The following is a 12,914-nucleotide window of genomic DNA, read 5'->3' as shown; positions in this document are numbered from 1 at the left end:
TTATGAAACAAAAAATTAAAATAATTCAAATTCGTAGTTCTATTGGTTGTTTACCCAAACATAAAGCAACTTTAATTGGTTTAGGTTTGCGTTATATTGGTCATACTATAATATGTGAGGATACTCCTGCTATCCGAGGGATGATTAATTTAATTTCTTATATGGTTAAAATTAAGGAATAGTTATATATGTTTTTAAATACTTTTTCTCCAGCTAAGGGTTCTAAACATGCATGTAAACGTTTAGGACGAGGTATTGGTTCTGGTTTAGGAAAAACTAGCGGTAGAGGTCATAAAGGTCAAAAATCTCGTTCTGGAGGTAATATACGTCGCGGATTTGAAGGAGGTCAAATGCCTTTATACCGTAGATTACCAAAATTTGGATTTAATTCATATAAATCAATATTAACACAAGAAATACGTTTGTCTGATTTACAATTATTAAATAATAATTTAATTGATTTTCAAATGTTAAAAACAGCAAAAATTATTAACATAAAAACTAAATTTGCCAAAATTATACTATCAGGTAAAATTAAACGTGCAGTTACAATAATAACTTCTACTGATATTCGTATCAGTAAAGGTGCACGTTATGCAATAGAAGCTGTAGGTGGGAAAATTGAGGAAAAAATAACATAAATAATATATATGGTTAAAAATAAAGCATTAAGTTTTAAATATCTTATAAAAGTAATAAATGAATTAAAATATAGAATTTTATTTCTTATAAATTCAATTATAATTTTTCGTATTGGTTCTTGTATTCCTATTCCTGGAATAAATAATATTATACTTACAACAGTTTTAAAAAAAAAACATGATACTATTTTTGAAATGTTTAATATATTTTCTAGAGCTAAATTTAATAATGCTTCTATTTTTACTTTAGGAATTATGCCATATATTTCTTCATCTATTATAATACAATTATTAACTGTAATTTATCCTTATTTTTACTTTTGTAAAAAAGAGGTAAAAGATGAACCCCAAAAAATTATTAAATATAAATATTATTGTACATTAATATTAGCTATAATTCAAGCAATTAGTATTATTACTGGATTATTAAATATTCCTAAAAAACAATGTGTAGTAATAATTCCAGGAATTTATTTTTATTTAACTACAATAGTAAGTTTAGTTTGCGGAACAATATTTCTTATGTGGCTCAGTGAACAAATTACTGAGCGTGGTATTGGTAATGGAATATCTATTTTTCTATTTATAGGTATTGTAGCAGATTTACCTAATGTTATTAATAATATTATTAAAAAAACTATAATAAGAAATTTAAATCTTTTATATTTACTTTTAATTGTAATTAAAATTTTTTTTATTACATATTTTGTTGTATTTATTGAACGTGGTCAACGTCGGATAATTATTAATTATACCAATAGTCAACAAGGACGTTATATTTATTTAACAAATAATACATATTTACCATTAAAAATAAATATGGTTGGAGTGATTCCAGCAATTTTTGCTTCCAGTATAATTATTTTTATAAAAATAATTATATCTGGATTTAAAATCGATATTTATTATAAATGGTTACAAACCATTTCACTTTATTTACAACCTGGTCAACCAATTTATATATTAATATATATATTTGCTATTGTATTTTTTTGTTGTTTTTATACCAGATTAATTTTAAATTCTAGAAAAACAGCAGATTATATTAAGAAAAGTGGAGCATTTATTCCTGGTATTCGTCCTGGAGAACAAACAGCAAGATATCTTGATAAAGTAATAAATTGTTTAACATTAATTAATACAATGTATATAACATTTATATGTTTAATATCTGAATTTATACGTTACATCATGAAAGTTTCATTTTCTTTAAATGGGACATCTTTATTAATTGTAGTTATAGTTATAATGGATTTTATAAATCAAGTAAAAACTTTAATTATATCAACTCAATACAAATCTCTTTTTAAAAGATGAATTGTAAAAAATAATTACTAATTTTTAGTATTTATGGTAGGTATAAAGTATGGTAAACTTTAAGAAGTTACGGAGAGTAATATGAAAGTTCGTGCTTCAATCAAAAAATTATGTCATAAATGTAAAATAATTAAGCGTAATGGTATTATTTGCGTTATTTGTAATGCTGATCCTAAACATAAACAACGTCAAAGATAAATAATATCTTATCAAGAGATAAATATTACTCAATTAGTTATTTGTTTAAAACAATCTCATTAATTAGATAAATTAATATTTAAGGAGAACATATAGATTGACACGTATAGCAGGTATTAATATTCCTGATAACAAACATACAGTTATTGCACTAACTTCAATTTACGGTATTGGAAAATCCTGTTCACAACATATTTGTGCTGCTACAGGTATTGCTGAAAATATCAAGATTAATAATTTATCTGAATATCAATTAGAAAAGTTACGTGACGCAGTTTCTAAATTTGTTGTAGAAGGAGATCTACGTCGTGAAGTTACTCTTAATATTAAGAGACTTATAGATCTTAATACTTATCGAGGGTTACGTCACCGTAGGAAACTTCCAGTTCATGGTCAACGTACTAAAACTAATGCTCGTACTTGTAAAGGTACTCGTAAAGTAAATAAATGAAAAATTAAGTTATTAAAAGGTAATTAAATAATGAATAAAACACCTACACGTAAGCGTATTAAAAAACAAGTTTTAGATGGTGTAGCACATATCTATGCGTCTTTTAATAATACTATAATAACTATTACTGATCGTCAGGGGAATACATTAGGTTGGGCAACATCAGGTGGTTCTGGTTTTAGAGGTTCTAGAAAATCTACTCCTTTCGCTTCACAAGTTGCAGCAGAACGTTGTACTGAAGCTATAAAAGAATATGGTATTAAGAATCTTGAAGTTATGGTTAAAGGTCCAGGTCCAGGTCGTGAATCTACTATTCGTGCTTTAAATGCAGCTGGTTTTAACATCACTAATATTACTGATGTTACTCCAATTCCTCATAACGGTTGTCGTCCTCCTAAAAAGCGCCGTGTATAGTAGCGCTTATTTTTAGGTAAATTGGAGAAAAAATGGCAAGATATTTGGGTCCTAAACTTAAGCTTAGCCGTCGTGAGAACACAGACTTATTCTTAAAATCTGGTGTTCAAGCAATTGATTCCAAGTGCAAAATTGAACAACTACCAGGTCAGCACGGCACGCGTAAACTACGTTTATCTGAATATGGTATACAGTTACGTGAAAAACAAAAAGTACGTCGTATTTACGGTGTACTAGAACGTCAATTTCATAATTACTATAAAAAAGCAGTACGTAAAAAAGGTAATACTGGTGAAAATCTGCTTTTTTTGCTAGAAAGTCGTCTTGATAATGTTGTTTATCGTATTGGATTTGGTGCTACTCGTGCTGAATCACGTCAATTAGTTAGTCATAAAGCAATTCTAGTAAACGGTAAAATTATAAATATTGCTTCTTACCAAGTTACTAAAAATGATATTATCAGTGTTCATGAAAAAGCTAAAAAACAATCCCGTATTCATGCTTCATTAGAACTATCTAATCAACGCGAAAAACCTACCTGGATTGAAATTAATCCTGTTAAGATGGAAGGTATATTTAAAAAAAATCCAGAACGTACTGATTTATCTGCTGATATTAATGAACACCTTATAGTAGAGTTTTATTCTAAATAGGGTATCTAAAAGAGAGGATATAATAATGCAGAGTTCTATAACAGATTTGTTAAAACCTAGATTAGTAGATATCGAACAAATAAGTTCAACACACGCTAAAGTAACACTTGAGCCATTAGAACGTGGTTTTGGTCATACTTTAGGAAATGCATTACGTCGTATTTTACTTTCATCAATCCCTGGTTATGCAGTTACTGAAGTTAAAATTGATGGTATATTACACGAATATAGTAGTAAAGAAGGTGTCCAAGAAGATATAATAGAAATTTTGCTTAATTTAAAAGGTTTAGCAGTAAAAGTTAAAGGTAAAAATGATGTTTTATTAACTCTAAATAAAACAGGTATTGGTCCAGTAATAGCAGCTGATATTACTTATAATAGAGATATAGAAATTATTAAACCTAAACATATTTTATGTCATTTAACTGATAAAAATACTTCTATAAATATGCAAATAAAGATTGAAATGGGACGAGGTTATATTCCTGCTTCTACTAGAATTAATTCATATGAACACCGTCCTATTGGACTACTGATGGTAGATGCATGTTATAGCCCTATAGAGCGTATTTCTTATAATGTAGAAGCAGCACGTGTAAAACAGCGTACTGATCTAGATAAATTAATTATTGATATAGAAACTAATGGTACTCTTGATCCAGAAGAAGCAATACGTAGTTCAGCAACGATTTTAGCAGAACAATTAGAAGCTTTTGTTGACTTACGTGATATCAGTCATCCAGAAATTAAAGAAGAAAAACCAGAATTTGATCCTATTTTGTTACGTCCTGTTGATGATTTAGAATTAACAGTACGTTCTGCTAATTGTTTGAAAGCAGAAGCTATTCATTATATAGGTGATCTTGTTCAACGTACTGAAGTAGAATTATTAAAAACACCTAATCTAGGTAAAAAATCTCTTACTGAAATTAAAGACGTGTTGGCTATACATGGATTATCTTTAGGAAAATCTATTAATAACTGGCCTCCAATAAATATTGCTGATGAATAATAAATTGTCTATAAAATTATAAAAGGAAATAATATAAATTATGCACCATCGTAAAATTGGTCGTCAATTAAATAAAAATAGCAGTCATCTTAAAGCTATGTTTCGTAATATGATTAGTTCTTTAGTTTCTTATGAAATTATAAAGACAACTTTACCTAAAGCTAAAGAGTTGCGTCGTTTTGTAGAACCGTTAATTACACTAGCTAAAAATGATAGTATTGCAAATAGGCGTCTGGCATTTTCTCGTACTTTAGATAATAAAATTGTAAAAAAATTATTTAATGAACTTGGACCTCGTTTTAAACATTGTGCTGGGGGTTATACTAGAGTTTTAAAATGTGGGTTTCGTATAGGAGATAAAGCTCCTATGGCATATATAGAATTTATTAATCGTACTAAAAAATAATCATTTTAATAATCAAATATAAATTTACTTTATTTATTTTAGATAGATAGATATGAAGATGATTAAATATTTTATTCATTAACTAACAAAAGAGAATTTAAAAATAAATTTTTTATCTATTGGCACGTTTACGTTCAGTTTCCGTTAAATAACGTTTACGCAAACGTATAGATTTTGGTGTTACTTCAACCAATTCATCATCATTAATAAATTCTAATGCTTGTTCTAAAGACATCTTAATGATTGGTATTAAATGAGTATCTTCATCTGTACCTGATGCACGTATATTAGTTAGTTTTTTACTAATTAAACAATTTACAGTTAAATCATTAGATCTATTATGAATTCCAATAATTTGTCCTTGATAAACTTCAGTACCGTGACCTAAAAATAAACGACCTCTATCTTGCAAACTATATAAAGCATAAGCTACTGTTTTACCTTGACCATTAGAAATCAACACGCCATATTGGCGGTGACCTATTTTTCCTGGAAGCACATTATCATAATGACTGAAAGTAGAGTGTAATAAACCAGTACCAGAAGTAATTGTAAGAAAATCTGTACGAAAACCTAATAATCCTCTACTAGGAATTATATAATTTAAACGAATACGTCCTTTACTATCAGGAAACATATCACAGATTTCTCCTTTACGTATACCTATAGCTTTCATAACTTGACCTTGATGCTGTTCTTCTATGTCTACAGTTAATAATTCAAATGGTTCTTGTTTAATACCATTTACCATACGAAAAATTACTTTGGGCCTAGAAACGGCAATTTCAAATCCTTCTCTACGCATATTTTCAATAAGAACTGAAAGATGTAGCTCTCCGCGTCCAGAAACACAAAAAGTATCAGAATCATCTGATTCTTCTACACGTAATGCTACATTATGTACTAGTTCTTTATTCAAACGATCTAAAATTTGTCTAGATGTAATATATTTTCCTTCTCTACCGCAAAATGGTGATGTATTCACTCCGAAAAACATAGATACTGTAGGTTCATCAATAATTAAAGGAGGTAGTGCTTCTATTTTAGCTGGATCACAGATAGTGTCAGAAATATTTAATTTTCCTAATCCCGTAATTGCTATAATATCACCTGCTTCTGCTAAAAGAACTTCTATACGTTGTAATCCCATATAACTTAATATCTGACCTACTTTTCCATTGCGTCGATTACCATCTTTATCCAAGATAATAACTGGTTGATTTTTTTTTACAGATCCGCGTTTTATACGACCGATACCTATAACACCAACATAACTGTTATAATCAAGTTGAGAAATTTGCATTTGAAATAAACCATTAGTTTCAATTTTAGGTGCATCTACATATTTTACTATAGATTCAAATAATGGAGTCATATCATTATACATGTTATCATATTCTAAACCAGCAACACCATTCAGCGCTGATGTATATATTATAGGAAAATCTAATTGTTCATCGGTAGCACCTAAGTTAACAAATAAATCAAAAACTTGATTTATTACCCATTCAGGACGAGATCCAGGTCTATCAATTTTATTAATGACTACTATAGGTTTTAAATTATGTGAGAATGCTTTTTTTGTTACAAAACGTGTTTGCGGCATAGGACCATCTATAGCATCTACTAATAATAATACAGAGTCAACCATTGACATAACACGTTCTACTTCACCTCCAAAATCAGAATGTCCTGGAGTATCAACAATATTGATACGATAATCGTGCCAGTTAATTGCAGTATTTTTAGCAAAAATAGTTATTCCACGCTCTTTTTCTAATTCATTAGAATCCATAACACGTTCAATAGTATAACTACGGTCATTAAGTGTACCAGATTGTTGTAACATTTTATCAACTAAAGTAGTTTTTCCATGATCAACATGTGCGATGATTGCAATATTACGCAATTTTTTAATCATAAATTAATCTCAGTTATAATTAACTAATTCGTTATTTTTTTATATTTTATTTTAAGAATTAGTAAAATTTTAAGTAAGTAGTAATTCTTGTTAAGATAACAATTATATAGATTATTATTTTAATTTCTAGTATTGTATTAGAAATTTATATTTTCAAATGATCTGAGATGTAATAAGATTACATCTTATTTTAGATTATAGCTAAAAAATTAAATATTAAAATATTTTTATGAAAAAATTATTGTTATAAATAATAGCTATTTATTATTTTTATTAAAAATTATTAAGAGAAAAAATATCTTTGAAAAAAGATTTTAATTATTTCAGTACTTATTTTTTATTTAGTATATCAAATATTCATTTATTGTCAGTAAATAAAGGTATTGAAATAGCATTTACAGGCTATTCTAATTCTGGAAAATCTAGTGCTATTAATATATTAACTAATAATAAAAACTTAGCTAAAACAAGTAAAACACCAGGAAGTACTCAAGTTATAAATTTTTTTGAAGTTAAACCTGATTTTCGTTTAGTAGATCTACCAGGATATGGATATGCTAAAGTTCCTAAAAAAATAAAATATCAATTGCAAAATACTATTAGTGAATATTTGCAAGAACGTGAAATCCTTAAAGGATTAGTAATAGTCATGGATATTCGTCATCCAATGAAAAATATTGATCAAAAAATAATTAAATTGGCGACTACATATTTAAATCTTCCTATTCTTATATTATTAACTAAATCAGATAAAATAACTTACCAAGAACGTTATTCTCAATTAAATAAAGTACGTAAACAAATAACAACTTTATTTAAAGGTGATATACAAATTGAAATTTTTTCATCAATAAAAAAATATGGAGTTGAAAAACTTAGAAAACAACTTAATATATGGTTTTCTGTAAATAATTAAATTGTAATAAAATATTATTTATTATTAATAAAATTACTAAAAAGTTAACTTATTAACATAAGTTACAAACTTTAAAGAAATTAGTATTACTAGTAGCTAATTTAAGTAAATAACTATATGAAAAATTTCTAAAATAGCTATACAATAATTAACGTTTCTAATATTTTTATATTATCAATTATTTAAGAATTTTATTTTTAATATTTTGTAGTAATTTATTTTGTTCAATATTTTTAATCCAATATTTAAATTCATAATGCTGAAACAATAGTTTTAAAATGTTTTTATTAGGTATTTTCAATGTCAATTTGTCATAAGATAAATTTAGTGCTACATTTGTTTTAATTTTAACTAATTGGTAAGAAATAAAAATTATTTCACGATATTGTTTAAGCTTAGTCTCTATAATTTTAGCACTCCTAAATTTAATATTTTTAATTTTATCTAGCTGTTGATAAATATTTTTTAATCCTCCTAATTTATGTAATAAAATTAATGTAGTTTTTTTTCCTATTCCAGGTACACCCATAATATTATCTGATTTATCACCTATTAACGTAAAATAATCTATGATAAGATTGGGTGGAACACCAAACTTTAATTGTACTTCTTTAGGACCCAGAATAGTATTTGATATAGTATTAATAATTTTAATATTAGTAGAAACTAACTGAGTTAGATCTTTATCACCAGTAATTATCAGTACTTTTCTACCATCATTTGCTGCAGTAAGTGCTAAGGTACCAATAACATCATCTGCCTCAACACCACTAATAACTAACAATGGTAATCCCATAGCTTTAATAATATTATACATAGGTATTATTTGATTACATAAATCATGGGGCATAGGTAATCTATGGGATTTATAATACTTAAATAAGTTATTTCTAAATGTTTTACCTTGAGCGTCAAAAACTATAGCAAAATATTTAAAATTATATTGTAATAATATACTTTTAAGCATATTTATGACGCCATAAATTCCCCCCGTAGGTTCACCTAAACTATTAGTTAACAGCGGAAGAGCTTTATAGGCACGATAAAGATAATAAGAACCATCAATTAATATTAACAATTTTTTATTTTATCCAAAAAATATGATTAATATAAATAATTTGATTTATAATTTTAATAACTAAAATCTAAAAAGAAAATATTGTTTCTAATAATTAGAAAATTCTGTATGTAGTAGATAATTATCTACTATTGTTAATTTTTACTATTACTAGTAGTAATACTACTACATTTTTTATAATATCTAAAATTATTAAAAATAATAAGAATCCCTACATTATTTTTTATATCTAATTTTGATTAGAAAATTTCTAGTAAGCAACTAAATAAAAATTTAATGAAGGTTACCTAAAAATATTAGTAGTAATTATAATCAATAATTGAGAAATAAATTCTAGACCCCTAACATATTTTAGCCATTTAGATGAAAAACTGAAACTGTTGTTTACTATTATTAGAACCCCATTATCTAATTTCATAAATACAAATTTTAAATAAGTGATCTGCAAAATAAATTACTGGAATATTCATTAATAATATTGTTATTGCTAATGTGATCAGTATTATTATCCGCCGTCTTTATTTTAGACGGCGGATAATTCTTAGTTATCTCTTCGGAACTACTAATAGTCCTAGCTTTATGAGCTTGAGAATTATTATTCTCTACATCTGTTAATTCATAATTTTTATTATAAATTTTTTTATTATGACGACGATTACCACGTTGATATTGTTGTGTTTGACGACGACACTGAGTTTCTCTTTTAACTACTGAAGTTTCTACTATTAATAGTTCAGCAGGGTTAGGTTTTCGCTGTGGTAGTAAAAAAGTATAAATAATAGATTTCAATTTAGTAATTATACGTCTAAAAAAGCTATTAGAAATAGATGCTTTCTTAAAAGAAGAAGTGTCTAGATAATCTTTAATATTTTTCACAATGTTCTGATTCCACTCAGGTAAATCAGGCATTACAAAAGACGTTAGTGTCGACTGCTCTTTTTTATTATATATTCTAGCTGATTCTTCATGGAGAATATTTTCTTCATATAAATGCGGAATTAAATAATTTAAAGAAGGTACTTCTTCTCCTTTACGTATCCTAGAAACCGTATAATGTGGAGTTTTAATTTTATCGCTGGGGATGATAATAGCTCGCATACCACCCTGAAGTTTCTCAATAGCGTTGAGTGCTCCGCGTTTTTCGTTTAATAAATAGGATGCAATGGAAACAGGTACTATAGCACGTACTTCTTGTGTATTTTCTTTTAATGCTTCTTCTTCAATTAAACGTAATATAGAAAGAGAAAGAGATTCAGTATCACGAATAGTCCCAGTACCTTCGCACCTGGGACAAACATGATGACTTGATTCACCTAATGATGTACTCAGTCGTTGACGAGAAAGTTCTAACAGACCGAAACGAGAAATACGTCCTATTTGAATACGAGCACGATCCTGACGAACTAATTCTCGAAGAGAATTTTCTACTGTTCGCTGATGGTTCATAGGAGCCATATCGATAAAATCAATAACAATTAAACCCCCTAAGTCACGTAATCTCAATTGACGAGCAATTTCATCAGCTGCTTCCAGATTAGTATTCAAAGCTGTTTCTTCAATATCTACTCCACGTGTTGAACGTGATGAGTTAATATCAATGGCAGTCAATGCTTCTGTAGTATCTATAACAATAGAACCTCCAGAAGGCAATCGTACTTTATGCTGAAATGCAGATTCAATCTGCGATTCAATTTGATAATAACTAAATAAAGGAATTTCTCCGCTATATAATTTAATTTTATCAAGAATAGATTGACGACCAAGAGATATAATATGCTCTATTGCTAATTCCATAATTTGAGAATTATCTATTAAAATTTCACTAATATCAGATCTTAAATAATCACGAAAAGCACGAACAATCACATTACTTTCTTGATGAATCAAAAAAGGAGCGGGTCTTTCTTTAGCTACCTTTTTTATAGTTTGCCAATGTTTAAGACAAGATATTAAATCTAACTGTAAAGTATCAGCAGATTTTCCTAATCCAGCAGTACGTACAATAAGACCCATCCCTTCTGGGAGCTCTAAAGAAGATAAAGTAGCTTTTAATTCAATACGATTTTCACCTTCAATATGGCGCGAAATACCTCCAGCTCGGGGATTATTAGGCATCAGCACTAAATAACTACCTGCTAGATTTATAAAAGTAGTTAGCGCTGCTCCTTTATTACCTCTTTCTTCTTTATCTATTTGTACGATAATTTCCTGACCTTCCTGTAATAAATCCTTAATATTATATTTTTCAGATGAATAATAATAAGAAGAAAAATATTCACAAGAAATCTCTTTTAGAGGAAGAAAACCATGGCGTTCTGCACCATAATCAACAAATACTGCCTCTAAACTTGGTTCAATGCGGATAATTTTACCTTTATATATATTTGCTTTTTTCTGTTCATGCCCGGTGCTCTCAATATTTAGGTCATACAGTCTTTGTCCATCTACTAGAGCTATACGCAATTCTTCCTTTTGATTGGCATTAATTAACATTCTTTTCATTGTATACTCTTTTCTATATATTAACATTAAAGTTGCAAGAAAAAATAATAATTATTATTGTTAAAATAGATTCTTCAGCAGCCAGAGAAATCTTCTTTTAACTATTACATCTAATTTTATGTAATAATTGTATTTAGAATAAATAAATGAAAAATTCATAATTAAATTGATAATTTATTTTTAGCAAATTTATTGAAAATAAATGTATTATTCCACTACTAATATATATTCAGACGATTTTATTTATTGATAATAATTTTAATATTTATGGAAATGGTTTTCCTATATTTATCTATTGTTTAGAGAAACATAATAACTAAAAAAAGAATTAATAATTTTAAATTATGAATATACAAAATAAATTTGTACATTTTATCACTATTTCAGCAGATGAAGCTGGTCAGAGAATAGATAATTTTTTACATAAGTATCTTAAAGGAATGCCCCAAAGTATGATTTATCGCATAGTGCGTAAAGGTGAAGTACGAGTAAATAAAAAAAGAATAAAACATACATATAAAATAAAAAATAATGATCAAGTACGCATTCCTCCAATTATGTTATTAAAGAAAAATTCCCTCTCTATTTCCAAAAAATTGAATAAAATGGCTGCATTAAATGATGCTATAATCTATGAAGATGATTATCTGCTGGTTTTAAATAAGCCCACTGGCATTGCTGTACATGGTGGCAGTAATATAAATTTTGGTGTTATTGAAAGTTTACGTCTTCTGCGCCCCTCAGAGCATTTTTTAGAATTAGTTCACCGATTAGATAGAGAAACTTCTGGAGTACTTTTAGTAGCTAAAAAACGTTCTGCTTTACGTATACTACATGAGCAATTACGTACTAAAAATATGCAAAAATATTATTTAGCACTAGTGCGCGGTCAGTGGCAGTTACACCTGAAAAAGATTGCAGAACCGCTATTAAAAAATACTCAGGCTAACAAAGAGCGTATAGTTATAGTTACTAACAATGGTAAACCATCAGAAACTAGTTTTCAAGTAAAAGAACAATTTCAATGTGCCACATTAGTATTAGCTAGTCCAATAACAGGACGCACCCATCAAATTAGGGTACATGCTCAATATGCAGGCCATCCTATTGCGTTAGATAGACGATATGGGGATAGTATATTCGATCAACAATTAAAAAAAATTTGTGGTTTACATCGTTTATTTTTACATGCAACGGCACTGCAATTTATTCATCCAGGTAACGGTGAAATATTGCGTATAGAAGCTCCATTAGATACTAATTTGCATCAGTGTTTACTGTATTTACGTGCTAATTATAAATATCTTAAAGAAGAGAAGTAATTATTAGATAAACTTAAATTTTTCATTTTCTTCTTTAGAAGAAGAGCACTGTATTATTCTATTTTATAGATTAGTTAATTTTA

At 27.6% G+C, this 12,914-nt stretch carries 14 protein-coding genes; 11 read left to right on the top strand and 3 right to left on the bottom strand.

The window, feature by feature from the left end; translation table 11 throughout:
• The first annotated feature begins 2 nt into the window (after window positions 1-2).
• From rpmD to rplQ, 9 genes are all read left to right on the top strand, one after another.
• On the top strand, window positions 3-182 hold the full coding sequence (gene rpmD, locus A4A67_RS00415; protein WP_067569096.1) for a 50S ribosomal protein L30: 180 nt from the start codon (window positions 3-5) through the stop codon (window positions 180-182).
• Between the two features lie 6 nt (window positions 183-188).
• Window positions 189-641 carry a 50S ribosomal protein L15 gene (rplO, locus tag A4A67_RS00410; protein WP_067569093.1) on the top strand — a complete coding sequence of 151 codons (453 nt, stop codon included), beginning with the start codon at window positions 189-191 and terminating at the stop codon, window positions 639-641.
• Between the two features lie 9 nt (window positions 642-650).
• Window positions 651-1,958, top strand: a complete 1,308-nt coding sequence (gene secY / locus A4A67_RS00405; protein ID WP_067569090.1) for a preprotein translocase subunit SecY — start codon at window positions 651-653, stop codon at window positions 1,956-1,958.
• 81 nt (window positions 1,959-2,039) lie between these two features.
• A complete protein-coding gene (rpmJ, locus tag A4A67_RS00400) occupies window positions 2,040-2,156 on the top strand; it encodes a 50S ribosomal protein L36 (RefSeq protein ID WP_067569087.1) in 117 nt (38 codons plus the stop codon).
• Window positions 2,157-2,253: 97 nt separating this feature from the next.
• Window positions 2,254-2,607 (top strand): 30S ribosomal protein S13, encoded by a 354-nt coding sequence (gene rpsM, locus A4A67_RS00395; protein WP_067569084.1) that lies wholly within the window; start codon window positions 2,254-2,256, stop codon window positions 2,605-2,607.
• A 30-nt stretch (window positions 2,608-2,637) separates the two neighbouring features.
• Window positions 2,638-3,021, top strand: a complete 384-nt coding sequence (gene rpsK, locus A4A67_RS00390) for a 30S ribosomal protein S11 (RefSeq protein WP_067569081.1) — start codon at window positions 2,638-2,640, stop codon at window positions 3,019-3,021.
• A gap of 32 nt (window positions 3,022-3,053) precedes the next feature.
• Window positions 3,054-3,674 carry a 30S ribosomal protein S4 gene (gene rpsD, locus A4A67_RS00385; protein ID WP_067569078.1) on the top strand — a complete coding sequence of 207 codons (621 nt, stop codon included), beginning with the start codon at window positions 3,054-3,056 and terminating at the stop codon, window positions 3,672-3,674.
• Between the two features lie 25 nt (window positions 3,675-3,699).
• A complete protein-coding gene (locus A4A67_RS00380) occupies window positions 3,700-4,686 on the top strand; it encodes a DNA-directed RNA polymerase subunit alpha (protein ID WP_067569074.1) in 987 nt (328 codons plus the stop codon).
• 40 nt (window positions 4,687-4,726) lie between these two features.
• Entirely contained in the window at window positions 4,727-5,092 is a 366-nt protein-coding gene (gene rplQ / locus A4A67_RS00375; protein WP_067569067.1) for a 50S ribosomal protein L17, read from the top strand.
• Window positions 5,093-5,204: 112 nt separating this feature from the next.
• Here the strand turns inward: rplQ and typA are convergent, their stop codons facing one another.
• Window positions 5,205-7,013: a translational GTPase TypA gene (gene typA, locus A4A67_RS00370; RefSeq protein ID WP_067569064.1), complete on the bottom strand. Its 1,809-nt coding sequence runs from the start codon at window positions 7,011-7,013 to the stop codon at window positions 5,205-5,207.
• A 301-nt stretch (window positions 7,014-7,314) separates the two neighbouring features.
• Here typA and yihA point away from each other — a divergent pair, with 301 nt between their 5' ends.
• Window positions 7,315-7,929 carry a ribosome biogenesis GTP-binding protein YihA/YsxC gene (yihA, locus tag A4A67_RS00365; protein WP_067569062.1) on the top strand — a complete coding sequence of 205 codons (615 nt, stop codon included), beginning with the start codon at window positions 7,315-7,317 and terminating at the stop codon, window positions 7,927-7,929.
• Window positions 7,930-8,107: 178 nt separating this feature from the next.
• Here the strand turns inward: yihA and A4A67_RS00360 are convergent, their stop codons facing one another.
• Window positions 8,108-9,007 carry a 5'-3' exonuclease gene (locus tag A4A67_RS00360; RefSeq protein ID WP_067569054.1) on the bottom strand — a complete coding sequence of 300 codons (900 nt, stop codon included), beginning with the start codon at window positions 9,005-9,007 and terminating at the stop codon, window positions 8,108-8,110.
• Between the two features lie 429 nt (window positions 9,008-9,436).
• The gene (gene rne / locus A4A67_RS00355) at window positions 9,437-11,509 is read right to left on the bottom strand and encodes a ribonuclease E (protein ID WP_082797660.1); all 2,073 of its coding nucleotides are present in this window, start codon (window positions 11,507-11,509) and stop codon (window positions 9,437-9,439) included.
• 344 nt (window positions 11,510-11,853) lie between these two features.
• Here rne and rluC point away from each other — a divergent pair, with 344 nt between their 5' ends.
• Window positions 11,854-12,831 (top strand): 23S rRNA pseudouridine(955/2504/2580) synthase RluC, encoded by a 978-nt coding sequence (gene rluC / locus A4A67_RS00350; protein WP_067569052.1) that lies wholly within the window; start codon window positions 11,854-11,856, stop codon window positions 12,829-12,831.
• Window positions 12,832-12,914 lie beyond the last annotated feature (83 nt).

The organism is Candidatus Mikella endobia (assembly GCF_900048045.1).
Taxonomy (GTDB): domain Bacteria; phylum Pseudomonadota; class Gammaproteobacteria; order Enterobacterales; family Enterobacteriaceae; genus Mikella; species Mikella endobia.
The sequence above is the reverse complement of the archived record's forward strand: the minus strand, read 5'-3'. Positions and strand labels throughout refer to the sequence as shown.

Coding starts and splice junctions, on each gene's coding strand:
- rpmD (WP_067569096.1), top strand. CDS start 3: ATGAAACAAAAAATTAAAATAATTCAAATTCGTAGTTCTATTGGTTGT.
- rplO (WP_067569093.1), top strand. CDS start 189: ATGTTTTTAAATACTTTTTCTCCAGCTAAGGGTTCTAAACATGCATGT.
- secY (WP_067569090.1), top strand. CDS start 651: ATGGTTAAAAATAAAGCATTAAGTTTTAAATATCTTATAAAAGTAATA.
- rpmJ (WP_067569087.1), top strand. CDS start 2,040: ATGAAAGTTCGTGCTTCAATCAAAAAATTATGTCATAAATGTAAAATA.
- rpsK (WP_067569081.1), top strand. CDS start 2,638: ATGAATAAAACACCTACACGTAAGCGTATTAAAAAACAAGTTTTAGAT.
- rpsD (WP_067569078.1), top strand. CDS start 3,054: ATGGCAAGATATTTGGGTCCTAAACTTAAGCTTAGCCGTCGTGAGAAC.
- A4A67_RS00380 (WP_067569074.1), top strand. CDS start 3,700: ATGCAGAGTTCTATAACAGATTTGTTAAAACCTAGATTAGTAGATATC.
- rplQ (WP_067569067.1), top strand. CDS start 4,727: ATGCACCATCGTAAAATTGGTCGTCAATTAAATAAAAATAGCAGTCAT.
- typA (WP_067569064.1), bottom strand. CDS start 7,013: ATGATTAAAAAATTGCGTAATATTGCAATCATCGCACATGTTGATCAT.
- rne (WP_082797660.1), bottom strand. CDS start 11,509: ATGAAAAGAATGTTAATTAATGCCAATCAAAAGGAAGAATTGCGTATA.
- rluC (WP_067569052.1), top strand. CDS start 11,854: ATGAATATACAAAATAAATTTGTACATTTTATCACTATTTCAGCAGAT.